Consider the following 24,319-nt stretch of genomic DNA (forward strand, 5'->3'; position numbering starts at 1 on the left):
GGATCGAGGGGTTGGCTGCGATTCTCGCGAAAGCACTTTCGCGGGCGTTGCCTCCGATTCACGTTCTGGAAATTATGATCGGCGGCCCGAATGGAGTCGCCGCCAGGGCGAAGTTGAGCAAGTGGCAACGGTGCGCTGCCTTCGCTTTTTTCCTTTGGTTGTTCGGGAGCGTCGAGATATCCACTTCCACAATACCGCGAATGCCTGTAATGCGACTCCGGTAATGATTCCCGATAGAACCTGAGCGATAATCTCCCCCACAGGTAATATCCAGGTGGCTACTCGCCAATGTGACAACCGATTTTTTAACACTACTATCGGTGCGTATAGAATGTCTCGCAGAAGGGGGTGGGGTGTTGAAATAGAAAAGATTGCGAGGTCCCTCGGCGCGCTGCGCCAGCCTCGGGTTTACAGCGAATGCGCTTACCGTCGCGCGGCGCGCGGCGTCTCGTCCGCTTCGCTAGCCATCGCGAAATGGGCCTGGCGCGGCTGTTCGTGCGTCGTGCCGTTGCCATTGCCATTCGAAGCGCGGCTCCGGATCAATTGTCCGTCGCTGCCGCGATCGGCTTCGAGTTTCATCCCCACCAGCTTGCTTACGCCCCGCTCTTCCATGGTGACACCGTAGAGGACGTCGGCCTTGGCGATCGTGCGCTTGTTGTGGGTGATGATGATGAACTGGCTCTGCGAAACAAAGCGGTCCAGCACCTTGATGAAGCGGTTGATGTTGCTCTCGTCGAGTGGCGCGTCCATTTCGTCGAGAATGCAGAACGGGCTCGGACGCACCATGTAGATGGCGAATAGAAGCGCGACCGCCGTCATCGTCCGTTCGCCGCCGGAGAGGAGCGACACGGTCTGGAGCTGTTTCCCCGGAGGCCGGGCGGTGATTTCAATGCCGCAATTGAGCGGATCGTTTTCATCCTGAAGCGACAGGTCCGCCCGGCCGCCGCCGAACATCTCCGAGAACATTTCTCCGAAGTTGATCCGCACCTGGGCGAAGGTTTCCGCGAAAAGTTTCTGGGTCGTGCTGTTGATCCGCGCGATCACATCCAGGACTTCGCGGCGCGCCGCGACCAGGTCGTTGTTTTGGGTTTCGAGAAAACGGTAGCGCTCCTCGAGCTCGTCGTATTCGTGCACGGCATCGAGGTTCACCGGCCCCATGTTATCGAGCTGGCGGGTGAGATCGGCGATGATTTGCTCGAGGCTTGCTTCCTGGTGGATCGGCCGCTCCGCGGGCGATGCGTCCGGCGCCACGGCTTCGCCGCCATCGAGCGGCGGAGCGCTCGATCCACCTTCGGATTCGATGACGCCCTCCGGTTTCGCGCGCTTCTTAGTGATGACGCTCAGCGTTTTTTGGAACGCGTAGGGATCTGCGGTGAAGGCGCGCAAATCCACCTGGTAACGGCGCATCACGTGTTCGGCCAGGTTTTCGATCCGGAGTTGAAGCTGGGTCTGCCGAACCTCTTCGTTGCCGCGCAGATCGCGCAAATCGTTCAGGGAATTTCGGAGGTTGCGCAGCTGCGATTCCTTTTCGTTCACGATGGTCAACCGTCCGCCGCGTTCTTCCGTCAGAGTGGCGACATTCTTTTCCGCCGCTTCCAACTCCGTTGTCTGGCCGCTGATTTTGCTCTCAGCCTCTTCGGACTCCCGCGCCTGCCGTGCCAGACGGTCCTGATAAGTGGCGATATCGGCCCGACGCGCCGCGGCCAGATCGGCAAGTTCCGCTTCACGCGCCGCCATCGGCTCACGGTGATGGACGAGGCTTTCGTGCCGCTGCCGTTCCGTCGCCAGGGCGAGGCGCAACTCATTCAATTTCTCTGAAGCTTCTTCCTCGACGGCGCGGGAATTTTCGCGGGCCTGTTCGGCAGCGCTCTGCCGGCCCTGAGCCTCGGCGAGCTGTTTGCGATCCGATTCCAGCTCCTGCTCCAGTTGGGCGATCCTTTCGTCGGCGCTTTGAATCTGTTTATCGAGCGTGCTCCTCTCGGTTTGCAGTTGCGCCAATTTTCGTTCTTCGTCCGCAACCGCGCGTTCCGCGGAAACAATATCCAACCCGGTCTGAGAGAAACTTTCGTGCGCCGTTTCGTGGCGCCGGCGCGCTTCTTCCACTGCGGCGACAGCCGAGTCGAGTTCCTCGTTCGCGTGGTCGCGACTTGCGACCGAACGATTTTTCTCCGTCTCGAGCGCCTCGCATTCCTGGCGCAGGCTGGTCAGGATCGCTTTGCGGCCGAGAAGGGAATCGGTCGCGGCGGTCGGGCTTCCGCCGAAGATCACTCCCTCGAGGGAAACAAACTCCCCGGTGAGCGTGGCAAATTGCAGCTGCGGCGACCGCTTCTTGAGGGTGATGGCCGAAGCAAGGTCGGGGACAATCGCTACCCGTTGCAGAAGACGCCGGGCCAGCGGCGCCAACTCGGCCGGTGCATCCAACTTGTCTTTCGCCCAGGCGATTGCTCCCTCGGGCAGGCTACCCGCCTCGACATCGGGAGCGTCGCCCGCCAACTCGGGAATCGCCAGCGCGGCCAGGCCCAGCTTTTTGTCGGTAAGCGTTCGGAAAATTTTCCCGGCCAATTCGGTATCGTGCAGGACGACCGCATGCATGTTGCGACCGAAGGCCGCTTCGAGAGCGGGAACAAATTCAGGATCGACATTCAGGCTCGCCACCAGCGCGCCCGCGAGGGCCGGCCGAATCCGCTCCGGATCGTCGAGTCCCTTCAAAACCGCCTGCGAACCTTTCTCGAGGCCTTCTCCTTCTTCAGTCATCTGACGGAGAACCTCGAGCCGCGCCTGTTTCTCCGCGCTGACCCGTTCCAGCCGCGCAATCTCTTTCTCCGCATTGGCGACGGCCGTCTGATTTTGCCGGACCTCCTCTTCCGCCTGACGCAAATTTTCTTTCCGTTGCTCGGCGGTCTGCCGCTCGGTTTCCATCGCGGCGCGGGCGCTGGAAAGATTCGCGCGAGCTGCTTCCAGAAGACGCGTTTCCTCATCGACTCCCCGCACCAACTCCGCGATTCGCGCGGAGGTCGCGTCGCGGCGAGCGGTCATGCCGGCGAGATCGTTCTGCAAGGTGGTAATCCGGCTCTCGAGTTTTGAAAGCGAGAGCTGCAAGGCTTGGAGTTCCTCCTCCTTTTGCACGCGCTCGCCGCGAGCCGACTGCAATTTTTCGGTGAATTGTTCGACTTCGCGCTCTTTGCCCGCGAGGAGCTGGTTGGTGCGGGCGATCAGCGCGTCGGCTTCCTGGAGTTGAGTGGCCTGCTCGGTCCGCTTCGCTTCCGCGGCCGCGATGTCCGCCTCGTTGCGCGCGATCAGTTCGCCCAGCTCCTGGGCGCGCTGCCGATTGAATTCGATTCGGTTGCGCAACCCGGCCAGTTCGCTTTGCAGCCGCTGCACTTCCGCGCGGGCGTCGCTGATCTCGCTGTCGATTTCATCCAGGCTTCGCCGTTTGCCAGCCAGCTCGTTCTCGTTCGATTCGATCCCGGCATGGGCGGTTTGTTCCGCTTCCTGGAGCCGCGCGACTTCGGCTCGCCCGCGTTCCGCGTCAGCCTCGAGCGTGTCGAGCACTCCGCGCGAGTGATGCGTATCGAGAACCTGCAAATCGGCCAGCAACGACTGATAGCGGCGAGCTTTCCCCGCCTGGCGCTGAAGCGAACCGATCTGCCGCTTCACTTCCTTAATAATGTCGCCAATCCGAAGGAGATTCGCTTCCGTCGCCTCGAGTTTGCGCAGCGCTTCCTTCTTTTGCGTTTTGTATTTGGTAATGCCGGCGGCTTCTTCAAAAACCGTGCGCCGATCTTCGGGCCGCGAGCTCAGGATCAAATCGATCTTGCCCTGTTCCATGATGGAATAGGCGCTGCGACCCACGCCGGTGTCGGCGAAAAGCGCCTGGATATCGCGCAACCGGCAGGGCGTCTTGTTGAGGAGGTATTCGGAATTTCCGTCGCGATAGACCCGGCGCGTGACGCGCACATCATGCCAGTCGACGCCCAGCTCGCTGCCGCAATTGGTGAAGGTGAGCGAGACTTCGCCGAATCCGACCGGCTTGCGCGTTTCGGTTCCGTTAAAAATGACGTCGGCCATTTCGCCACCGCGAAGGGCTTTGGCCGATTGTTCGCCGAGCACCCAGCGGACGGCATCGAGCACGTTCGATTTTCCGCATCCGTTAGGCCCGACGATGGCGGTGACGCCTTCGTGAAACTCGAAAATGGTTTTTTCCGCGAACGATTTGAAACCGATGAGCTCGAGCGAGTGAAGATGCATGGACGCGAGGATGACCGCCGACGCCAATTAACAGCTTAAGCGGGTTGGGTTGCAAGGAAAATAACACCAGATCACGGGCTGGGGGAGCTCCCGACCACAATATCTTGGGCCGGGCTCCAGCTCAGGCCCGGCGCCGATCCAACAGGGCCCGAACAAAATAGAGCCCGGTGGCCACCACCAGCGCCGCCCCGGTTATGGCGAATTCTTCCCGGGTCGCGTGGGCCAGGATCCAGACGATCACCAGGATGGCGGCAACTGGGATAATGCCGCCGCCGGGAAAGTCGAAAGGCGCTGCCCCATCACAGCGGACATCGCGTTTCTTTAAGACCACAGCGGCGAGACAGCACATTATGTAGAGGAGGAGCACGGCCATGTTCGAAAGGACGGCGAGTTGCTGGAACGTGGAGTTATAGGAAAGCGCGAACGCAATCGTCGCATAGGTCGCGATCGCGATATGGGGTGTATGAAACTGCGGATGCACCCGCGCGAACCATTTCGGAATAAACCCGTCGCGCCCCAGGGCGAAAAGGATTCGGGGGGAGCTGAGGATATCGCTTGTGGTCCAGCCGAAAGCCGAGACCGCCAGGCCGATCAGCATCATGAGTCGGCCGGCGTTACCAAGAAAACGGCTGGCGGCGGTGGCCAGCGCACCGTTACCCGCGGTGGCCAGCTCGTTACCCAGAACGCCCTGGGCCACGAACTGAATCGCGATGTAGAGCAGGGTGGTGATGCCGAGTGCGATGAAAATGGCCCGAGGAACGGTGCGCGCTGGGTTCTTCACTTCGCCGCTGGGGACGAGCGCGACTTCGACCCCGACAAATGCGAAAAGCAACTGGAGAACACTTCGCCCCAGGGTGTCGCCGGCGGGCCAGCCGGGCCAGGCGAGCGCTTCGGGTCGGATGAAAAACAGGCCGGCCACGATGAAGACAAGCAGCGGCGCCAGCTTGACGAGCGTGACTGTTTCCACGGCCCGCGCGCCAAATCGCACTCCGCGGATATTAATGAAGGTGAGGAAGGCGAGGAGACAAAGGATAACGAGGAAACGTCCGATTGGCGTCGCCAGCGGCGGGACCAGTCCCCCGACGGAACCCGCGATCAGATCGATGACCCCGGAGATCGCGAGGATCGCGGTGAGAAAATAAAGGACGCCCGCGAGAAAACCGAGATAACGGCCGAACGCGACTTCGACATACGCGTAGAGACCGCCGGTGAGGGAAACGCGGCTGCCCGCCATCGCGAAGGAACTGACGAAGAGGACCATCGCGAGGGCGCAGAACACGTACGCGACCACGGAGGCGCCTCCGAGTTGAGCGGCGACCGCCGCCGGCAACGCGAAGATGCCCGCGCCGATGGTCGAATTGACGATGTTCGCGGTAAGCCCAGGCCCGCCGATGGCGCGAACCAGTTGGGAGTCGGCAGGGCGCGGTTCCTCGGCAGGCATGCCGAACATTGACTGCTGGATGGAAGCGAGACAAGCGTTTCGCGGGACGGGCCGCGGGTCGCGCGAAGGTAGCGATAGCCAAAGGTGAGGAAGTCGGTTTAGTTTGGCGCCATGCGCGACAGCTATCTTGAAGATTACTATTCCTTTCTGCGGTTCCCGAGTGTCTCCACCGATAAGGCGTTTGCCGGTAAAGTGACCGACTGCGCGCAATGGGTGGTGAAGAAGCTGCAGAGCATCGGTCTTGAAGCGGAGCTCGTTCCGACCGCGGGCCATCCGATTGTGTGGGGCCGAAACAAACATCAACCGGGACGGCGCAGCGTCATGATTTACGGACACTACGACGTGCAGCCGCCCGACCCGCTCGATCTCTGGGATTCGCCGCCGTTCGAGCCGGTGCTCAAGAATGGTTATGTCTTTGCCCGGGGCGCGACCGACAACAAAGGGCAGATTCTCGCCCACATCCTTGGCGTTCAGGAAATGATGGAAAAGGACGGCGACCTGCCGGTAAACCTTCACTTCGTGATCGAAGGCGAAGAAGAAATCGGCAGCGGGAACCTGCCGAAGTTTCTTTCCGACAACGCCGCGGCGCTGAAGTGCGACATCGCGGTAGTGTCGGACACCGGGATGGTCGCGAAAGGCGTGCCGACGATAAGTTACGGTCTGCGCGGGGTGACGGCGCTGGAAGTCAAAATCACCGGTGCGAAGATGGATTTGCACTCGGGAGTTTTCGGCGGCTCGGTGGCAAACCCGATCACCGCGCTCGCGCGTTTGCTGGCGACTTTGCACGACGCGGATGGACACGTCGCGATTGAAGGATTTTACGACCAGGTGAAACCGCTCGAGGACTGGGAACGAAAAGCATGGCGTGAACTGCCGATCGATGGAGATAAAGCTATTCTCGACGAAACCGGCGCGCCCGGGCTCTTCGGGGAAAAAGATTACAGCACGCTCGAGCGAATCTGGGGGCGGCCCACGGCGGAAATTAATGGCATCGGCGGTGGCTATCAGGGCATGGGAACCAAGACGGTCATTGCGAGCCACGCCATGGCGAAGCTGACGTTTCGCCTCGTGCCGGACCAGGATGGCGACGAAATCCTTAGTCTGGCCGAGAAGCATTTGAAAAAACATCTTCCACCGGGCGTGACGATGGAAATTACCCGCGGTCACAGCGGGCCCTGGTATCTGACCGATCCGCGTTCGCAGTTTGGGGAAGCGGCGCAACGGGCCTTGAAGGAAGCGTTCGGCAAAGAGGTCGCGGTGATTCGGGAAGGCGGCAGTATTCCCATCGTCTCGCAGTTCAGGGACATTCTTGGCGTGGAGACGTTGTTGTTGGGGCTCGCGCTGCCGGACTGCCGGGCCCATTCGCCAAACGAGAATTTTCCGCTCGAGAATCTGGAAGGCGGCATTCGCTTGAACAAAGCGGTGCTCGCCGAGCTGGCGAAAGGCTGATTCATGGAGACGGCCTGCCTTCAGGCCGTTCCGAAAAAGCGAAGCGCCCTAAAACCGGCACGGCGGCGTGCCGGCTCCAATTCGCTCTCGTCTGTGCTACTATCCGAGGCCATGCGACCAGCGAGAATTCTGATTACCGCATTCGCCTGTCTCGCCATCCTTGGAAGCTTCGCCTGGCGCGCGCCCGCCGAAGATTTCAGCACCACGGTAAAGAGGATATTCGCTTCCCCGACGCCCGCGCCGCGCAAGAAGAAGAAGAAAGCGACCGCGGAAAAATCGCCGACCCCGAAACCGAGCCCGAGTCCGGAGAAATCGGCGTCACCTAAGAAAAAGGCGGCCGCGAGTCCCAGCCCGTCAGAAGAGCCGGAGGCCAGCGCGTCTTCGAAGAAAAAGAAGAAAAAAAGTTCGCCTTCTCCGACGCCGGAGGCGTCTCCGAGCCCGAGCAAGAAAAAGAAGCACAAGAGTTCGCCGACGCCATCTCCCTCGCCGGAGGGATCGCCCTCGCCGTCCGCCAGTCCGGGCGCTTCACCCGAGGCGAGCAAGACGCCCAGCCCTTCCCCGTCTCCCTCGCCGAAGAAGAAAGGCGCGCCCGCCACGATTGCGGCCAGCGAAATCGCCGGCTACGAAAAATATCCCGAACCGGTTCGCAAAGTAGTCGACCTGGCGCTCGAACTGACGACGCGCAATCTCGATTACAAATATGGCTCGGCGGATCCGGCCAACGGCGGCATGGATTGTTCCGGGTTCGTTTTCTATGTCCTAACGCAAAATGGGGTCCGCGACGTTCCGCGCGATTCAAGCCAGCAATACATCTGGCTGCGGAAAGCGGGCACGTTCAAGGCGGTGAACAGCCGGCACGAAGATACTTTCGAGCTCGACGAGCTGATGCCCGGCGATCTTCTTTTCTGGACGGGGACATACAATATCGAGCGCGATCCGCCGATTACGCATGCGATGATTTATCTCGGCCGCAAGAAGGAGGGAAACCAGCGCATCATGGTGGGCGCCAGCGATGGAAGGACGTACGAAGGCGAATCGCGGTATGGCGTGAGCGTGTTTGATTTCAAGATGCCGCGGGCGCGAACTAAGACAGACGAGGGCCGGACCAGTCCATCGTTCATCGGCTACGGCCATGTGCCGGGGCTGTAGCGCGATTCCTAATCAAGGAACGGCGGTTTGAAACCGCCGATCGGACGGCGGTGTAGACACCGCCGCCCCTTGGGGCTTCGACTGCGGTCCAAGCGTCTTCTGCAGATCGCGCTGATGTTTGAACCACGCGGCCGCGACGAGCAACAGAATGAGAATGATGATTATCCTTTGTTCCGGTTGGGTAAGCGCGAAGATATTCAGAAACCGTTTCACGGCTTGGCGTAACGAATCGGATCGACCAAACCCGCTTCGCGAAACCCCGCGAGGCGAAGCCGGCACGAATCGCATTCCCCGCAGGCCAGGCCGCCGGCAGTCGGGTCGTAGCAACTGTGGGTGAGAGAGAAATCGACGCCGAGTTCGGTCCCTTTCCGGATGATCTCAGCCTTCGACATCGTGATCAGGGGCGCGTGGATTCGGAACCGGGTTCCTTCCACGCCGGCTTTCGTCGCTACCCCGGCAAGCTTCTCGAATGCGGCAATAAATTCAGGACGGCAATCCGGATAACCGCTGTAGTCGATGGCGTTGGCGCCGATGAAAATGTCCGCGGCGCCGAGGACCTCGCACCAGGCGAGCGCGTAGGAAAGAAAGATGGTGTTGCGGGCGGGAACGTAGGTGACCGGGATTTCGTCCCTGGCTTCACGATTCTTCGGCACGGGCATATCGCCCGTTAACGCTGAGCCGCCGAAGGCGCGGAGATCGATCACGGCGATCCGGTGTTCGTGCACGTCCCGTGAGGCGGCCACGCGTTTGGCTGCGTCGAGCTCGAGCTTGTGCCGTTGCCCGTAATCGAAGGAAAGAGCGCAGGGGACAAATCCCTCGCGGATGGAGATGGCGAGGGTGGTCGCCGAATCGAGGCCGCCGCTCAGCAGCACGACCGCGCGTTTCATTTTCTGGTAGGGACGGCGCGCTGCGCCGTCCGGATAATTGCGTGCGTCCCGGGCGGACGCCGCAGCGCGGCGTCCCTACCTTGCATGCTCGGCCCGAACGGTGAGCGCGATTCCGCCGCGCGCGGAGAACTGAGCGGTCACAATCGCTTCCAGTGGCGAACAGGCGCGCACGAAATCGTCCAGGATCCGGTTCGTGACCGCTTCGTTGAAGGCGCGTTCGTTGCGGAACGAGGCGAGATAGAACTTCAGCGACTTGCTTTCGACGCAAAGTTTCGCTGGGACGTATTCGATCGTGATTTGCGCGAAATCCATCTGGCCGGTGACCGGGCAGAGCGAAGTGAAATCGGCGGTCTCGAATCGGATGCGATAGGCGCGTTTTGCCGGATTCGGGAACGTCTCAAGTTTTGCTTCGGCGGGGGAAGCCGGCAGTTCGGCTTCGCTTCGGCCGAGTAAGGTCAAGCCCTCGGATTTGCTTCGTTTTGCCACGGCGTCATTAAACGCGGGGAAGGCGGCTCCTTCAATCGCTTTCGAGCACGAGCACGAGCACGATTACGATTACGACGTGCTAATCCGGGTGCCGCAACATCGGATCGGCCAGGGCCTTCTCGCGGTCGCCGGGTTTGTTGTAATTCCAGTAAGCGACCTTCAGGCTCCGCTTCATCTTCAAGCGGCTGCCGTCGGCGGCGTTCCATTGCCGGAGAAGATTTGGGAAATTGCGATCGAGAATGAAATGGTCGATGCCGCCGCTGTGCTCGACCGCAACGTCGATTTCGCGCTCGGTCGATTTGAAGGAAAGTTTTGCCGGTTTGAAGACGAAATTGTCCTTCTTCGAATTGATGATGCTACCGGCGAGCTGGACTTCGATTGGCGTCGAGGGCTTTTGGAAATCGAGGGTGCGGACCACCAACGGCAACTCGTCGTAGAAGAATCCGTTCGCTGGGATCGCGACGTTTTCCTTTCCCCCGGCCATTCCGTCCAACGAAGTGTGATACTCGTAACCGAAGGCCGCGCCCTCCCGGCGCCCTTCCTTGTAGGTGTTGCCGACGCTGTCGCTGCTGGTAAGCGAAAATTTGAGGAGCTGCGCGTTATCGACCCGCCAGAAGCTCGAATGCATTTGCTGCTGAACGGAAAGGCCGGTCGGCACGTGAAGGATCTGGTTGAGCTTCAGGACGGGAACGGCGCCGGATTGGCCCGGATTATCCGGTTTGACGAGTTGCTTCGGGTCCATCGGCTCGCGCACGAGGATGTGCAGGACTTCGCAGGGCCGCGGCGCTCCGTCGCGCGCGATCTGGGCGTCGTAAAGGTTGAACTCTGCTTTGGCGTCGCCCCAGTAGCTGTCGTTTTGCAGGAGGGCGGGGGAGAATTGCGCGGAGACGTGAGTCCCGATGATTAAGCAGGCAAGGAGCAACAAGCGCGGCAACATTGAGAAACGTCCAACGTCCAACGCCCAACGTCCAACCTCGAATGGCAGAAGCTTCACCTCATGCCATAGTCATCGCGCAATGGCAGAGCATGAAGATGAACACGCAAGAGCACGTACTGGGGTCGCGAATCCAGCGGTGATCGATCTGTTTGGGGTGGACCAGAAAACCGGGGAAGTGCTGCTGGCCATGAATGAGTCCCGGCCCTGGGACGGATCGGACGAGCAGCTCCACGAGCTCCAGGAGAAGTTCAACGCCTACGTTTCGTTCCTGCTCGACGGTGAAATGCTCACCGCGCATCCGGAACTGGCCGGGAAGCCGGCCCGAATCGAGCTGCGCTGCGACGAGATGCCGGACGAACGTGCGCTCGGCCTGCTAAACCTGATCCACGACCAGCTCGCGCTTCAGGAAATCAAAATGGAGGTTGTCGTGCGACAGAGCGGATGCGGGGAGAGCTGTTCCTGCCACGCCCGCTAGCGCGCTTAATACTTCAGGAACGAAACCACCGGCGTGGCCTCCAGCTTCTGGCGCCCGTGCAGGAATTCCAGCTCGATCAGGAATTGCGCCGCGAGCAAATCGCCGCCCATTTTTTTGATTAGCGTCGCAGCCGCGGCGGCCGTGCCACCGGTCGCGAGCAAATCGTCGATGAGGACAATTTTTTCCCCGCGCTCGATGGCGTCGACATGGAGCTGCATTTCGGCTTCGCCGTATTCCAGCGAGTAGGTGGCGCTCTCTGTTTTGTAGGGAAGTTTCCCTTTCTTGCGCAGAGGAACGAAGCCGATTCCAAGCTCGTACGCGACCGCGGAGCCGAAGAGAAACCCGCGAGCATCGATCCCGACAATCTTGTCGATTTTCTTTCCCTGGCACTGCTCCAGGAACGCGTCGATCGACGCGCGGAAAAGTTTCCCATTGCCCAGAATCGGGGTGATGTCCTTAAAGAGAATACCCGGCTTCGGGAAATTCGGTACGTCCCGGACTGCTGCGCGCAGTTTATCAATCGAATCGGAGCCCATCGCCCGGACGCTAGCGACTCGGCCCGAAAGGTCAACGCCGGCAGCGATTCCCTAATCGTCGAGCTGAACTAAAAGATGGCGGCCGATGAGATTTTGAGCGTTGATTCGGGCCATGAAACCAGTCGCGTCAATTCTCGTCGCAATTATTACCCTCACGTTTTGCCATTCCGTCCCGGCGGCGGAGCCGGCCCCTGCACTTAGCTCAAATCCAGGCGAGACGATCCGGGGTTTTTATCATTGGTATGTCACGGAACTGATTGCCAACCGCGATCCCATGAGTAACCGAACCGAATTGAAGCATTTTGCCACCGCCCGGCTCCTGAATGAAATAGGCAAAATGAAGAGGGGCCCCGAAGGATTGAACGGGGATTATTTTGTCGATGCCCAGGACTTTGATAACCAATGGGCGAAAAAGATCTCAATCTCCAACGTGCAGATCAGCGGCAAGAACGCCACCGCGGAAGTGATGTTGAAAGGCGCGACCGCGGATATGAACCGTAAACTCAAGGTCAACCTGGTACTGGAAAGCGGGACCTGGAAGGTCGATAAGGTTCAGGGCCGCGACTGACGCGACCGATTATTTTTCGGTCAGCTCCAGCTGTTCGGCCTTGCCGTTGGTCGCGAGCCAATGTTTGCTGCCGAGAACGTAGTGCACTCGCTTTTCATCGGGCGAAACGCCGATGCTGACGCCGTGATACTCTTCCTCGATGATTTTTAGCGAGTGCAACGCAGCCTCGTAAATCGGCAGCCGTTCTGCCGGGGCGAAGGGCCTGTTCATTCCGTGTTCGTCCCTGTTCCGGCGCGGGCGGTCCAACTGTGCCAACCAGCCGTCACCCGATCCACCCATCCTGGCCAAGTGGACGTAGACGGTTTCGGCCGCTACTCCGATATCGGAAACGCCGATTTCAGCGGGCGTGCTATTTTCCGTCTCAAGCGTCGCGAGGGGAGCGTATCGGTAGGCCGAGATAGAATACTGTTCGAAGTCGTACTTAATTTCGCCATGCCATAAGTCCCCGTAAGCCGCGAAAAACAATTCTCCATTAGCCGCGAAGACCAGGCATGAAGGAAATGGGTGGCGACGCATTCGGACGGATTTCCACTCGTTCGGGGGTTTATAGCGATAGAGCGGCGAAACCTCCGAATCGGTCGTGACGAACAAAGCGCCGCTTTTCGGGTCGAACGCGACCCGCCAGAAGGCTGCTCCAGGACTAGCGTCGCGGATTTTTTTCAGCGCCCCGGTCTTCGGGTCGAAGGCGCAGAAATGATTTTGCGTCGTGCAATACAACTTGTCGTCGCTGGTGCAGGTAATCCCACGCAGCTCCTCGGCGACCGGGATTGTACGAATTGTCTTCGCGGTGAGATCGATCTCTTCCACCGCGGGGTTATCGCCTTGAGCGATCGCATAAACTAGGTTGCCGTCCGCGGAAAAGGCAGCGTCGCCGGCGAGGGCGGATCCAGTAAGACAAATTGCGAGGGCAAGAACACCGAGAAGCCTGAGGCGGAAAGACATTGGTGAAGTTGAAGTCGAATAGAAGCTGCTTTGCCCCGGGCGCAAGCCGCTCTAGAATGGCCATCCCGTGGATCGCCAATTCATCCTCCTCTCGACGCTCTGCTACGCCGTGGCGGTCGCGCACACGCTGGCGACGTTGCGTGACGGCGTCTTTAGGCCTCGCCGGTTCAATTTTGTCGCGATCCTCCTCGGCTTCCTGTTGCAGAGCGCGTTTCTCTATGTGCGCGGGCACGCCATCGGCCGGTGTCCGATCACTAATCTTTTCGAGGTCTTCATCTTTCTGGGCTGGTCGGTCGCGCTGATTTACCTGGCGGTCGGGCCGGCGTATCGGTTGTCGCTCATGGGCGCATTCACGACGCCGCTCGTCCTCCTGATCCAGGGGTTTGCGCTCCTGGCGCCGGTCGATATTCCGCATCGAGCGCGCCTGGCGGTAAACCCATGGCTCGAATTCCACGCGTCGATCTCGATGATGGCGTATGGGGCATTCGCACTCTCGTGCGTGGCGGGCGTCATGTACCTCGTCCAGGAACGTCAGCTCAAGACGCATCAACTCCATTCCATCTTCTATCACCTTCCGCCGCTCACGAATCTGTTTGCCGCGATCACGCGCCTTCTCTGGTTTGGGTTCGCGCTTTATACGGCCGGCCTCGCGAGCGGCTTTTTCACGGGCGAACCGTTGCCCCGGGTGAAGATGGTCTGCGCCATCGGGGTCTGGATTTTTTACGGAGTGATTTTGCAGGTCCGGCATCTTGGGCATCTGGCGCCGAAACGGATCGCGACCCTGTGCATTCTGGCCTTTACGGCGGCGGTCTCGGTCCTGTGGGCCATCAACTTCGTCTCGCAACGCACGTCATGAACCTGTTTTGCGTCGGCCTCAGCCATCACACCGCGAATGTGGAAACGCGCGAGCGTTACGCCGGCGGGCCCGCCGAGGCGGACTTGCTGGCCACTGGGACGATGAAAGAAGCGCTCGTGCTTTCGACCTGCAATCGGGTCGAGATCTACGGGGCCTCGGAGCAGCCCCTGGCGACGAAGGAGCTCATGCCCGCGCTCTGGCAGTCCCCGGCCGGCCTCGAGGACACCGACGTGTTCTATCGCTACGACGGGGAAACCTGCGCACAGCATTTGTTCCGAGTGGTCGCAGGTCTCGATTCAATGGTGATCGGTGAAACGGAGATCCTCGGCCAGGTCAAGAAGGCCTACGAAACGGCGCGGCAAACAGGGAGCGCGGGGCCGACGTTGCACCGGCTTTTTCAGAGAGCGTTTCGCGTGGCAAAACACGTGCGGAGTACCACCGAGATTACGCGAGGAGCTGTTTCAGTTGGCTCCGTTGCCGTCGAGTTGGCCGGCAAAATTTTCGGGGACTTGCGCGAGCGTAGTGTGCTGATCCTGGGCGCGGGGGAAACCAGCGAACGCACCGCGCGCGCGTTGAGCTCGCGGGGCGTGACCGATCTGCGCGTCAGCAATCGTTCCCGGGAACGGGGGGAAGAACTGGCGGCTTTGGTGCAGGGCCGGGCGGTGCCGTTTCAAGACTGGACCCGGGAATGCCGCGAGATCGATATTCTCATTTCCTCGACCTCGGCGGACGAACCGCTCCTGACGCCCGAACTCCTGGCGCCGATGCTGCACGGCCGAGCCGACCGGCCGCTCTTCATCATCGACATCGCCGTGCCCCGGGATGTGGCCCCGGAAGTCAATGACATGGACGGTGTTTACTTGTACGACATCGACTCTCTCCAATCGATCGCCGATCAATCGCTCGCCATGCGCCGCCAGCAAATGGCAGCGGCGGAAAAGATCATCTCCGGGCACGTGTCCGATTTCGCGGCGCGTTTAGGCGGCCGTCCAGCGGGTTCGCCTTCTCTGAATTCACGGCCGCTGGCGTCGGAGCTCTAGCGCTCAATGGGCGCGCGGACGATCATTCTTGGCTCACGGGGCAGCGAGCTGGCGCGCGCGCAAACGGCAATGGTCGAAGCGGCGCTTCGAAAGGCGTGGCCGACCCTGGAAATTGAAACGCGGGTCATCTCGACCCGGGGAGATGTTCGCACGGCGGAGCCTCTCGATCGGCGCGCGGGCCGCAAAGGTTTGTTCACCAGCGAAATCGAGCACGCGCTGGCGGCGGGCGAGATCGATGTCGCTGTTCACAGTGCGAAGGATCTGCCGAGCGCGATGACGGAAGGATTGCAAATCGGCGGTGTGCTGCCTCGTGCCGCGGTCGAAGACGTTCTGATTAGCAGGACGGATTCATCTTCAACGGGAGCAATTGGAACCGGAAGTGTCCGGCGGCAATATCAACTACGTTGGAAATATCCGGACGCTCAGACAGTCGATTTGCGCGGAAATGTGCCGACGCGGCTCCGCAAATTAATCCAGAGCGACTGGCGCGGAATCATGTTGGCTCGGGCGGGATTAGAGCGCCTCGGCTACGACCTCAGGACAGGTTCATTTTCCTTCGAAGGCGCAACTCTTCGCGCCGAGCCCCTGCCGTCCGATGATTTTCCTTCGGCGGGAGGGCAGGGGATTATTGCTCTTCAAATTCGAGGCAATGACCTTGCGACCGCGAAATTGGTCGAGGCGGTCAACCATCGCGACACGCTGTTGTGTCTCGAAGCGGAGCGGGAGTTCCTTCGGTTGCTAGAAGGGGACTGCGGGTCGCCGGTCGGGGTGCTGGCCACAATTGCCGGCGCGACGATGAACATTCTCGCCCAGGTTTTCGAACCTCCTCGCGTTGAACCGCGCTCGGCCCGAGTTGAAGGTGACGCCTCGTCGCGGATGAAATTGTCGCGGCAACTATGGGAAGCGATTAATGGCTAACAAAAAGGGACAATGCTTTCTGGTCGGCGCCGGGCCGGGAGACCTCGGCCTGGTGACGTTGCGGGCGAAAGAGTGCATCGAGCGGGCCGAGGTAATCATTTACGATTACCTTTGCAACCCGGAGATGCTCCGCTGGGCGCCAGAGAGTGCAGAGCTGATTTTCGCTGGAAAAAAGGCCGGGGCGCACACGCTTTCCCAGGACGAAATCAACGCGTTGCTGGTCGAAAAAACCGGAGAAGGAAAAAACGTGGTTCGGCTCAAAGGCGGCGATCCGTTTCTTTTCGGGCGCGGGGGAGAAGAGGCGCAGGCGCTGGCCGCCGCAGACCTGCCGTTCATCATTGTTCCAGGCGTAAGCTCGGCCATTGCGGCTCCGGCTTATGCGGGGATCCCGGTTACGCATCGCGGCAAAAACTCGCACGTTACCTTTTTTACCGGCCACGAAGACCCGGGAAAAAGCGGAAGCGCGATTGATTTTGCAGCGCTCGCGAAACTCGGCGGCACCCAGGTAATGCTGATGGGAGTCGAGCGCATCGGAGCGATCGCCCAGGAAATGATGGCGAGCGGCGTGCGGAAGGATTTGCCGGTGGCGTTGATCCGCTGGGCAACGACTGGCCGGCAGGAAACGCTGGTGGGAACCCTCGAGAATATTGCCCAGCGCGCGGTGGCGGCAGGTTTTGCGGCGCCGGCGGTGGCGGTGTTCGGCGAGGTCGTGGAGCTGCGCCACGAACTGAATTGGTTCGAGAATCGGCCCCTCTCTGGCAAACGCGTCGTGGTGACGCGAACCCGTAAACAGGCCGGCGTCCTGACCGAACAACTGCGCGCGCTCGGCGCCGACGTGATCGAGTTGCCCACGATCCGGATCGAGCCGCCGACCGACCTTCGCGCCTTCGCGGAACTGGTCCAGGACGCCCACGCTTACGACTGGATTGTCTTCACGAGCCCGAACGGGGTGAGCGCGTTCTTCGATCTTTTCTACAAACTCTATGACGATGCCCGCGAGATGGGTGGCGCCCGGATCGCAGCCATCGGTCCCGCGACCGCGCAGCGGATCAAGGATTTTCACCTGAAAGTGGATCTTCAGCCCGACGAATTCGTGGCCGAATCGCTGGTCCGGGAGTTTCGTAAGGAGGGCGGCGTGGAAAATCTGCGCATTCTAATCGCGCGGGCGGAGAAGGCGCGCGATTTGCTACCCAGGGAGCTCTCGGCTTTGGGAGCTATTGTGGACGAAGGGTTCGCCTACCGCACTGTCCCCGAAACGCGCGACGACAGTGGCGCGCGGCGCCGGTTATTGGAGGAAGGCGCAGATCTGATCACGTTTACCAGCTCATCTACCGTGGAAAATTTCCTGGCTCTCGGGTTGCCGTGGCCGGCGAACATGCAAGTTGCCAGCATTGGGCCGGTTACGTCGAAGACGGCGCGGGACCGAGGCCTCGAAGTGGCCGTCGAAGCGCGGCGTCACGATATCCCGGGACTGGTCGAAGCAATCCGCAAATTCTTTTCCAAGAACGCCTGACGAATGAAAACGCCAATGGAGATCAAGATTACGGATGAATTTGCGTCGGCCATGCAGCAGCTAAGCGCCGAGGCCGAAAAGACGATGCCGGAACCGTGGGAAACGGACGGGAGCGGCGAGCAGTTTTCCCAGATCCTGGAAGAATTGAAGGGTCTGAACGGGCGGATGACGAGATTTGAGGAAAACGTCATGGGCCGGCTCCAAAAATTAGAGGGCGCCGAGAAAAGCGACCTCTCGGAGCAATTCCGGAAAATGGACGAGCACATGGCCGCCCTCCGCACGACGGAGACGGTCAATCAGCGGTTGTTCGATTCGCTCCACGAGGAACTGATCAAGTATCGCGACAATTTCCTGCACGAATCGCTCCAAAAGCCTTTCATTCGCGATCTGCTGACCTTGTTTGACGACCTGAGCGGCCTTCTCGCCCAGGTGGAAACCGCCATCGAGGGAAGCGAGAAGAAGCGTGGAATGCTGGGCCAGTGGCGCGAGAATTTGGAGAACGCGATCCATTCTCTCACCGAAATCCTGCACCGGATGGAGGTGAGCGAAATCGAACCGAAGGAGATGGTGGATAGAGCCCTGCATCGCGTGGTCAGTTACGAGCCGGCCGACTTCGCGGAAGAGGAAGGGCGGATTGTGATGCGCGTGAAGCGTGGATTTCTCTGGCGGGACAAGGTTTTGCGACCGGAAGAAGTGGTCGCGAAACGATTTGGTTAAGGCGGCTCCGGCCCGCTTTTCTCACGCGGGAAAATACGCACAATTGCCTCCGGGCGGAGGCATGGAAATTGCAACTACGCAGGGTGCGAAACAAAGGTTCGCCTCGATGGCGGCCTTCTCCCACATATGACTCGAAGAAAAGTAGTTGGAATCGACCTTGGCACCACGTTTAGCGCGATGGCGCACATCGACCTTTACGGGAAGCCACAGATCATCCCGAATTCCGAAAGCGAACGCATTACTCCGTCAGTGATTTTGTTTGATGGAGAGAGCGTGATCGTCGGCACCCTGGCCAAGAACAACTCGGTGGCGGAGGCCGAGCGCATCGTCGATTTCGTCAAGCGCGAGATCGGCAAGCCGAAGGAGCAATTTCACCGCGAATTCAACGGCAAGATCTATTCGGCGGAGGAGCTTTCGGCGCTCATTCTCCGCAAACTAAAGGCCGACGCCGAAAAATATTTGAAGGAACCGGTCACGGATGCCGTGATCACCGTGCCGGCGTATTTCAACGACGCCGAACGCACCGCCACGATAACGGCGGGCCAACTCGCCGGTCTCAATGTGCTTCAGATCATCAACGAACCGACGGCCGCCGCGGTGGCTTACGGCTTGGACAAGCTCGACGAAGACCAGACCGTCTTCGTTTTCGATCTGGGCGGCGGTACTTTCGACGTCACCATCATGCGGATTGAAGGCCAGGGAATCCAGATGATCGCTACCAATGGCGACCATCGCCTCGGCGGAAAGGACTGGGACGATGTCATCGTGAACCATGTCGCCGAGGAATTCGATCGCGCCCATGGCGAAAATCCGCTTCTCGATCTGGAAAGTTACCAGGATTTACAGAGCCGCGCTCTGGCGGCGAAGATCCAGCTTTCGAGCCGCCCGCGCACCGCGATCGTCCACAGCCACAATGGCAAAAGCGTAAAAGTCGAACTGACCCGGGACGAATTTGAGCTCAAGACCCGGCATCTGGTCGAAAAGTGCAAAACGATCTGCGAGATGGTTCTCCAGGAAGCAAACATGGAGTGGAAGGACATGGACAAGGTTCTTCTCGTCGGAGGAATGACCCGGATGCCGATGGTGCGCGAAATGGTAAAAAGCCTTTCGACCGTGCCGTTGGTGGACGACGTCAACCCGGACGAAGCCGTGGCCGTGGGCGCCGCCATCCAGGGAATTCTCTCCCTCCTCCGGGAAGAGGAACGCTCCGGGGTGAAGACAGTGTCGGATAACACCCGCCAGCAATTTTCTTCCCGCGAAGGCGGGCTGATTCAGGTGACGAACATCACTTCGCATACGCTTGGGGTAGTGCTTTGGGATGAAGCCCATCTCGAGGAATACGTTTTCCCCATGATCCGCAAGATGACCGCCATCCCCGCCACGGCGAAGAATTCCTTCGGGACGGCCAGCGCCAATATGGGGCGGGCCGTGGTGCGAATCGTGGAAGGAGAGAGCACGCTCCCCGCGGAATGCACTCCACTCGGCCTCTGCGATGTCGAGTTGCCGGCCTTCCTGCCGAAAGGTTCTCCCGTCGAGCTGACCTACGAATACAACGCGAACCAGGTGCTCGAGGTGGCCGTCTACGCCTCCGGGAACCGGGCCAACGTAAGGATTGAGCGAAACACGGGGCTGGCACCGGATGAGGTGGAGCGAGCGACCGCAGGGTTGGGCGCCATCGCGGTGACCTGAGATGATGCAACTCGAGGGGATTTTTCCCGTTCCGTTGCCGGACGACCCACACAAATGGGACGGATGGAGCAAGTACAAGTCGCCAAACTTTTACGAACGCCTTTGCCTCGATCCCAGCGCCAATCCGAGTAACGAATTGATCGAGCAGCATTGCCGTGAATTGATGCGGTGGTGGCAAAAGAAGCTCCCGCTCAAGAATCAACCCAGCAATCCGCTCGCTCAAATCCTGCGGCCCGGCCTGGATGAATCGTCCCGTTATCTGACGGAGGCGCGGGTCGAGCTCCTGGATCCGGTCCGCCGCCAGCAATTGGATTCCGAACTGGCCGCGCAAGCGACCGAGCAGGCAGTCATCGAATTCCACAAATATCTCACCTTTGCCCTGGCCGACGGGGCCCTGACTGCGGAAGAGGAACGAAGCCTGCATCGGTTTGGAGCTGAGCACGGCCTCACGGAAGAACAGGTCGCCGCCTACATCGATGCGGAATTAAAAGACAGCGGCGCAAGACGCGTTGCCGTGAATGCGCCGCCCGCCGCGCCTGCGGTGGCACCGGCTGCCAGGGAGCCGCGAGCGCGCCGAACAAAATCTCTGGATCCCAAAGAGGATTTCCTCCGGATGCTTCGCCTCAGCAACCTCGATAGCGACGGCATGGCGGACGATACCCGAGATGCTTTCGTCAACATGGCGGAGAATCTCGGCATCGAGATCGATGAAGCTGAAGAGCTGGTCGATCAATATCTCGAGGAAGCCGACAAAATGTCGGACGTCGCGGCCGCGCCGGCGCCGGCACTGCGGATGAATGGGGTTCATCCAGCGCCAAAGCCGGCGGCTGTCGAAGTTCCCGCCGCTGCTGCCGCGGTCGCCCCAAGCCCCGAGACTGATCGGGTGCGTTTGGCCAATTACGTCAATTCGGCCGGCGCCCCGATGCTCTTCATACCATCGGGCGAATTTACGATGGGGAGCGAAGCGATGGATGCGGCGCCGAACGAGAAACCGCTGACCAAGGTAACGCTCAGCAAATTTTACATCTCCCGTTTTCCAGTGACGAATGCTGAGTACGAGCAGTTCGATCCCAGTCATGGCCGCAAGCGCGCGCCCGGGGCGGGGGATCGTCATCCGGTCGTGTACGTGAGCAGCCTGGAAGCGATCAAATATTGCCAATGGCTCTCCACCCGGGAGCGGAAGAAATATCGATTGCCCTCGGAGGCTGAATGGGAGTTCGCTGCGCGGGGAGTCGATGGCCGCAGGTATCCCTGGGGAAATCACGAGAACCGCGGCGACCTGGCGAATTTCGCGGACCGCAATACCGTTTTCGCCTGGAGCGACCGGGATATCGATGACGGATACCCGGAGAGCTCACCAGTTGGGGCATTCCCCTTCGGCGCGAGCCCGTTCGGGGTGGAAGATCTGGCGGGAAACGTCTGGGAATGGTGTCTCGATTTCTTTGAGCCGTATCGCGGGATCGCGAAAGTGAATCCTCACGGACCGACCAGTGGCGCCAAGCGGGTTTATCGCGGCGGCAGTTGGAAGTCCCGCTTCAAGAGTGTGCGAGCCACCGCCCGGAACTCAAATGTGCCGAATTATTCCTGCAACGATCTCGGTTTTCGAATCGTGTGCGAGTGCGATTAGCCACTGGAGCTCTGACTTTTGCTGTTGGTCTTGCTCTTACTGAGAGAGCTTTCCGGTAGCAGCAGGAGAAACAAAAAAGCGGTCGCCGCAGCGACCGCCTCTGATCATCTATCGCGTAAACCGCGTTCTACGACGGATTAAACCGAAACTTCGTCCGTCCGCGCTTGGCGTTAGCCTTGGCTTTCCGCCGGCTCTTTTGGTTGGGCGTCTCGAACGCCCGGAGCCGCCGGACCTCTTCAAGAATCCCTTCAGCATCAAGCTTGTTCTTCAAGCGCTTGAGCGCCCGGTCGACTGGCTCTCCTTTACGAACAATGACTTCTGGCATGGTGGTCTCCTCGCTTCAAAAATGTGCCGGGTTTGACCGGTGCAGCCGAGCCTACTCGGGTGAAAGGCGGGCGTCAACTATTGTGAATAACTTTCGCTCAATCCCGGCTAAACGGCGGCTAGCCAGCCTTAAATCGGCGTCCGAGCGTAAGCCCTAAACCGTTCTGCCTGTGGCAGCTGCAGCTTTTTGTGTGATTTCCCGGCGAAGCGATGAGGCGCTGCCGCCCCGGGCCCGGGTCCACCACAAAACAATCGGCGAAGCGATAAAGATTGAGGAATAGGTCCCGACCACCACGCCGATGATAATCGCCAGGGCGAAGTCGCGCAGAACCGCGCCGCCGAGGAAGAAGAGGCAGATGATCGGGATCAGCGTCACCGTGCTGGTGAGGATGGTTCGGCTCAACGTCTGGTTGATGCTGTCGTTCATGATCTGCTCGATCGAGCCCCGCTTGCTGCTGGCCAGGCCCTCCCGAATCCGATCGTAAACAACGATGGTGTCGTTAATTGAATAACCCGCGATCGTCAGGACGGCGCCGACCATGGTCAGGGTGAGCTCGCGGTTCAGGAGCGAAAAGACGCCGACCGTGATGATGACGTCATGCAACAACGCGACAATCGCGCCGACCGCAAAGGAGAGCTCGAATCGGAAGGTCACAAAAATCAGGATGCCGAGGATACCGAGGCCGAGCGCGATGAGGGAATTCCTGGCCAACTCGCCACCGACCAGCGCGCCGACGCGTTCCGCGCCTTCGATCTTGAATTGCGAATCGGGCATGGCCTGCATCACCTTTTGCTCGACCTGGTCGCTCGTGTGGAGCGGCGTTCGGATGGTGATGTAGTATTTGCCGCCTTGGGCCGATTCCTGGATCGGCGCGTCGCCATATTTCATTTCTTCCAGGACATGCCGGACCTGCGAAATCTCGATCACTTTTGGCGAGCTGAGCGTCAGAAGATCGCCTCCCTTGAAATCGACGCCGAAGTTTCTCTCTCCCTTGATGTAAAACGATCCGGCGCCCGCGAGAATCAGGGCGAGAGAGCAGAGGACCGCCGGCAAACCTTTGCCGAGGAAGTTGATATGCTGCGAGGAAATGAGGTGCAGCATCGAGACCTTTTTCACCCGATCGGTATCGACAAACCAGCCCAGGACATTGCGCCCTACGATGAGCGCCGTGAAAAGGGAGGCGAGAATGCCGAGGGTAAGCGCGATGGCGAATCCGCGCACCGGGCCGGTCGCCTTCCAGAATAGAATTACCGCCGTGATGAGCGTGGTGACGTTGGCGTCAAAGATTGAGCTAAAAGCTTTTTGGTAAGCGGCCTGCATGGCCACCTTCAAGGATTTGCCGAGCGCCATTTCCTCGCGCAGCCGTTCGTAAATCAGAACGCTCGCGTCCACCGCCAGACCGATCGTGAGAATGATACCCGCGATGCCCGGCAGGGTGAGAACGACTCCGCCCGGTATTAGCTGAAACGACCCGATAAGCAGGACAATATTGACGAGCAGAGCCAGGCAAGCGATTACGCCGACAAAGCGGTAATAAAGGAGGACGCAGACCAGCGTAATCACAAGGCCCAGCAGACCGGCGAAAATGCTGGCGCGAATCGAGTCGAGCCCAAGGGTGGGGGAAACGCTTCTTTCTTCTTCGATGCTGACCGGGATCTGGAGTGGGTTCTCGAGCACGCTCGCCAGGCTCCGGGCTTCCTGTTCCGAAAACCGCCCTGTGATCTGGGCGTTGCCGCCATAAATCGCATCGCGGATCACCGGAGCCGAAAAGATGACTCCATCCAAAACAATGGCAAACCGATAGCCCTTCGATTTTTCGGTAATGTTGCCGAAGATCGTCCCACCTTCGCCATCGAAGTGGAGCGACACGCCCCAGCCTTCATTGCCGTAATACGCGTTCGAGCTGCTCACGTGCTCGCCGCCGAGGTCGGGCTTTTTCTTCACGAGCAATCGCTCGGGCTCAACTTTTTTCCCCGGCTCCTGGTGGGGCATAAGAGACTCGATCTTATATTCGGGCGGAATCACGTCCGTCCCGGCGTCAACCGCCCGCAAGCGGTCGCCGTTGTCAGGATAGACCATCCGAAATTCGAGTCTTGCCACCCGGGAAAGTTGCTGGCGCGCTTCCTGGATCTTTTCCGTGCTCAATCCCGGGATTTGGACCAGGATCCGATCCTTGCCCACGGGACTGATAATCGGTTCTCCGGCGCCGAACTGATCCACGCGTTTCCGGATTACTTCGACCGCCTGGTCTAGCGTTGCAGTCGTCACTTCCTTCTCGGCCGTGCTCTGCAATTTGATCAGGAACGAAGTGCCGCCCTTGATGTCGAGGCCGAGCGGGATTTTGTCCTTCGGCGGATAAATCATCGCAATGCTCAGCGCGACCGCAACGAAGACGAGCACGAAGGCCAGGACCCGCTTCCGCGTCCCGTAATCGGTCGCGAAATACCATCCGAAAAGTCCGAGCCACACGAGCTCGATGAAAAACATGATTCCAGGACTGATGTGCATTTCGGAGG

Annotated in this window: 21 protein-coding genes; 11 read left to right on the forward strand and 10 right to left on the reverse strand. The window is 59.8% G+C overall.

The window, feature by feature from the left end; genetic code table 11:
• Positions 1-423: 423 nt before the first annotated feature.
• Both smc and VJU77_16040 read right to left on the reverse strand, forming a co-directional pair.
• Positions 424-4,248 (reverse strand): chromosome segregation protein SMC, encoded by a 3,825-nt coding sequence (gene smc, locus VJU77_16035; GenBank protein HKP04863.1) that lies wholly within the window; start codon positions 4,246-4,248, stop codon positions 424-426.
• Between the two features lie 121 nt (positions 4,249-4,369).
• Positions 4,370-5,689 carry an amino acid permease gene (locus tag VJU77_16040; protein HKP04864.1) on the reverse strand — a complete coding sequence of 440 codons (1,320 nt, stop codon included), beginning with the start codon at positions 5,687-5,689 and terminating at the stop codon, positions 4,370-4,372.
• Positions 5,690-5,800: 111 nt separating this feature from the next.
• On the opposite strand from VJU77_16040, the gene VJU77_16045 reads away from it, so the two are divergent.
• Together VJU77_16045 and VJU77_16050 are read left to right on the forward strand one after the other, a co-directional pair.
• The gene (locus VJU77_16045; GenBank protein ID HKP04865.1) at positions 5,801-7,138 is read left to right on the forward strand and encodes a dipeptidase; all 1,338 of its coding nucleotides are present in this window, start codon (positions 5,801-5,803) and stop codon (positions 7,136-7,138) included.
• Between the two features lie 111 nt (positions 7,139-7,249).
• Positions 7,250-8,287, forward strand: coding sequence for an NlpC/P60 family protein (locus tag VJU77_16050; protein ID HKP04866.1), 1,038 nt, complete (start codon positions 7,250-7,252; stop codon positions 8,285-8,287).
• A 12-nt stretch (positions 8,288-8,299) separates the two neighbouring features.
• Here VJU77_16050 and VJU77_16055 read toward each other — a convergent pair whose 3' ends face one another.
• The 4 genes from VJU77_16055 to VJU77_16070 all read right to left on the reverse strand — a co-directional run bounded on the left by VJU77_16055 (position 8,300) and on the right by VJU77_16070 (position 10,597).
• Positions 8,300-8,500: a hypothetical protein gene (locus VJU77_16055; protein HKP04867.1), complete on the reverse strand. Its 201-nt coding sequence runs from the start codon at positions 8,498-8,500 to the stop codon at positions 8,300-8,302.
• Entirely contained in the window at positions 8,497-9,174 is a 678-nt protein-coding gene (gene queC / locus VJU77_16060; GenBank protein HKP04868.1) for a 7-cyano-7-deazaguanine synthase QueC, read from the reverse strand. Before queC ends, VJU77_16055 begins: the two co-directional genes overlap by 4 nt.
• A 75-nt stretch (positions 9,175-9,249) precedes the next feature.
• Positions 9,250-9,660 carry a preQ(1) synthase gene (queF, locus tag VJU77_16065; GenBank protein ID HKP04869.1) on the reverse strand — a complete coding sequence of 137 codons (411 nt, stop codon included), beginning with the start codon at positions 9,658-9,660 and terminating at the stop codon, positions 9,250-9,252.
• A gap of 79 nt (positions 9,661-9,739) precedes the next feature.
• On the reverse strand, positions 9,740-10,597 hold the full coding sequence (locus VJU77_16070) for a hypothetical protein (GenBank protein ID HKP04870.1): 858 nt from the start codon (positions 10,595-10,597) through the stop codon (positions 9,740-9,742).
• Positions 10,598-10,676: 79 nt separating this feature from the next.
• On the opposite strand from VJU77_16070, the gene VJU77_16075 reads away from it, so the two are divergent.
• Positions 10,677-11,072, forward strand: a complete 396-nt coding sequence (locus VJU77_16075) for a DUF6572 domain-containing protein (GenBank protein ID HKP04871.1) — start codon at positions 10,677-10,679, stop codon at positions 11,070-11,072.
• A gap of 5 nt (positions 11,073-11,077) precedes the next feature.
• On the opposite strand, the gene VJU77_16080 is transcribed toward VJU77_16075, so the two are convergent.
• Positions 11,078-11,608, reverse strand: coding sequence for an adenine phosphoribosyltransferase (locus VJU77_16080; protein ID HKP04872.1), 531 nt, complete (start codon positions 11,606-11,608; stop codon positions 11,078-11,080).
• A gap of 112 nt (positions 11,609-11,720) precedes the next feature.
• Between VJU77_16080 and VJU77_16085 the strand changes: the two genes are divergently transcribed.
• Positions 11,721-12,176 carry a DUF3828 domain-containing protein gene (locus VJU77_16085; GenBank protein HKP04873.1) on the forward strand — a complete coding sequence of 152 codons (456 nt, stop codon included), beginning with the start codon at positions 11,721-11,723 and terminating at the stop codon, positions 12,174-12,176.
• 9 nt (positions 12,177-12,185) lie between these two features.
• Here VJU77_16085 and VJU77_16090 read toward each other — a convergent pair whose 3' ends face one another.
• A complete protein-coding gene (locus VJU77_16090; protein HKP04874.1) occupies positions 12,186-13,118 on the reverse strand; it encodes a hypothetical protein in 933 nt (310 codons plus the stop codon).
• A 67-nt stretch (positions 13,119-13,185) separates the two neighbouring features.
• On the opposite strand from VJU77_16090, the gene ccsA reads away from it, so the two are divergent.
• From ccsA to VJU77_16125, 7 genes are all read left to right on the forward strand, one after another.
• Positions 13,186-13,974 carry a cytochrome c biogenesis protein CcsA gene (ccsA, locus tag VJU77_16095; protein ID HKP04875.1) on the forward strand — a complete coding sequence of 263 codons (789 nt, stop codon included), beginning with the start codon at positions 13,186-13,188 and terminating at the stop codon, positions 13,972-13,974.
• Positions 13,971-15,014, forward strand: coding sequence for a glutamyl-tRNA reductase (gene hemA, locus VJU77_16100; protein ID HKP04876.1), 1,044 nt, complete (start codon positions 13,971-13,973; stop codon positions 15,012-15,014). Before ccsA ends, hemA begins: the two co-directional genes overlap by 4 nt.
• A gap of 6 nt (positions 15,015-15,020) precedes the next feature.
• Complete coding sequence (gene hemC / locus VJU77_16105) at positions 15,021-15,932, forward strand: hydroxymethylbilane synthase (GenBank protein ID HKP04877.1); 912 nt, start codon at positions 15,021-15,023, stop codon at positions 15,930-15,932.
• Positions 15,925-17,445 carry a uroporphyrinogen-III C-methyltransferase gene (gene cobA, locus VJU77_16110; protein ID HKP04878.1) on the forward strand — a complete coding sequence of 507 codons (1,521 nt, stop codon included), beginning with the start codon at positions 15,925-15,927 and terminating at the stop codon, positions 17,443-17,445. The genes hemC and cobA overlap by 8 nt, the downstream gene beginning before the upstream one ends.
• Before the next feature lie 3 nt (positions 17,446-17,448).
• Complete coding sequence (grpE, locus tag VJU77_16115; GenBank protein ID HKP04879.1) at positions 17,449-18,162, forward strand: nucleotide exchange factor GrpE; 714 nt, start codon at positions 17,449-17,451, stop codon at positions 18,160-18,162.
• 126 nt (positions 18,163-18,288) lie between these two features.
• Positions 18,289-19,851: an Hsp70 family protein gene (locus tag VJU77_16120; protein HKP04880.1), complete on the forward strand. Its 1,563-nt coding sequence runs from the start codon at positions 18,289-18,291 to the stop codon at positions 19,849-19,851.
• Between the two features lies 1 nt (position 19,852).
• Positions 19,853-21,478 (forward strand): formylglycine-generating enzyme family protein, encoded by a 1,626-nt coding sequence (locus VJU77_16125; protein ID HKP04881.1) that lies wholly within the window; start codon positions 19,853-19,855, stop codon positions 21,476-21,478.
• 127 nt (positions 21,479-21,605) lie between these two features.
• Here the strand turns inward: VJU77_16125 and rpsU are convergent, their stop codons facing one another.
• Together rpsU and secD are read right to left on the reverse strand one after the other, a co-directional pair.
• Positions 21,606-21,803 carry a 30S ribosomal protein S21 gene (gene rpsU / locus VJU77_16130; protein ID HKP04882.1) on the reverse strand — a complete coding sequence of 66 codons (198 nt, stop codon included), beginning with the start codon at positions 21,801-21,803 and terminating at the stop codon, positions 21,606-21,608.
• A gap of 153 nt (positions 21,804-21,956) precedes the next feature.
• Positions 21,957-24,311 (reverse strand): protein translocase subunit SecD, encoded by a 2,355-nt coding sequence (gene secD / locus VJU77_16135; GenBank protein HKP04883.1) that lies wholly within the window; start codon positions 24,309-24,311, stop codon positions 21,957-21,959.
• Positions 24,312-24,319 lie beyond the last annotated feature (8 nt).

The organism is Chthoniobacterales bacterium (assembly GCA_035274845.1).
Lineage (GTDB): Bacteria > Verrucomicrobiota > Verrucomicrobiia > Chthoniobacterales > UBA10450 > AV80.

What these genes read in the sequence shown, in the direction of transcription:
- smc (HKP04863.1), bottom strand. Translation starts at nt 4,248, where the DNA reads ATGCATCTTCACTCGCTCGAGCTCATCGGTTTCAAATCGTTCGCGGAA.
- VJU77_16040 (HKP04864.1), bottom strand. Translation starts at nt 5,689, where the DNA reads ATGCCTGCCGAGGAACCGCGCCCTGCCGACTCCCAACTGGTTCGCGCC.
- VJU77_16045 (HKP04865.1), top strand. Translation starts at nt 5,801, where the DNA reads ATGCGCGACAGCTATCTTGAAGATTACTATTCCTTTCTGCGGTTCCCG.
- VJU77_16050 (HKP04866.1), top strand. Translation starts at nt 7,250, where the DNA reads ATGCGACCAGCGAGAATTCTGATTACCGCATTCGCCTGTCTCGCCATC.
- queC (HKP04868.1), bottom strand. Translation starts at nt 9,174, where the DNA reads ATGAAACGCGCGGTCGTGCTGCTGAGCGGCGGCCTCGATTCGGCGACC.
- VJU77_16070 (HKP04870.1), bottom strand. Translation starts at nt 10,597, where the DNA reads ATGTTGCCGCGCTTGTTGCTCCTTGCCTGCTTAATCATCGGGACTCAC.
- VJU77_16075 (HKP04871.1), top strand. Translation starts at nt 10,677, where the DNA reads ATGGCAGAGCATGAAGATGAACACGCAAGAGCACGTACTGGGGTCGCG.
- VJU77_16080 (HKP04872.1), bottom strand. Translation starts at nt 11,608, where the DNA reads ATGGGCTCCGATTCGATTGATAAACTGCGCGCAGCAGTCCGGGACGTA.
- VJU77_16085 (HKP04873.1), top strand. Translation starts at nt 11,721, where the DNA reads ATGAAACCAGTCGCGTCAATTCTCGTCGCAATTATTACCCTCACGTTT.
- VJU77_16090 (HKP04874.1), bottom strand. Translation starts at nt 13,118, where the DNA reads ATGTCTTTCCGCCTCAGGCTTCTCGGTGTTCTTGCCCTCGCAATTTGT.
- hemA (HKP04876.1), top strand. Translation starts at nt 13,971, where the DNA reads ATGAACCTGTTTTGCGTCGGCCTCAGCCATCACACCGCGAATGTGGAA.
- hemC (HKP04877.1), top strand. Translation starts at nt 15,021, where the DNA reads ATGGGCGCGCGGACGATCATTCTTGGCTCACGGGGCAGCGAGCTGGCG.
- cobA (HKP04878.1), top strand. Translation starts at nt 15,925, where the DNA reads ATGGCTAACAAAAAGGGACAATGCTTTCTGGTCGGCGCCGGGCCGGGA.
- grpE (HKP04879.1), top strand. Translation starts at nt 17,449, where the DNA reads ATGAAAACGCCAATGGAGATCAAGATTACGGATGAATTTGCGTCGGCC.
- VJU77_16120 (HKP04880.1), top strand. Translation starts at nt 18,289, where the DNA reads ATGACTCGAAGAAAAGTAGTTGGAATCGACCTTGGCACCACGTTTAGC.
- VJU77_16125 (HKP04881.1), top strand. Translation starts at nt 19,853, where the DNA reads ATGATGCAACTCGAGGGGATTTTTCCCGTTCCGTTGCCGGACGACCCA.
- rpsU (HKP04882.1), bottom strand. Translation starts at nt 21,803, where the DNA reads ATGCCAGAAGTCATTGTTCGTAAAGGAGAGCCAGTCGACCGGGCGCTC.
- secD (HKP04883.1), bottom strand. Translation starts at nt 24,311, where the DNA reads ATGCACATCAGTCCTGGAATCATGTTTTTCATCGAGCTCGTGTGGCTC.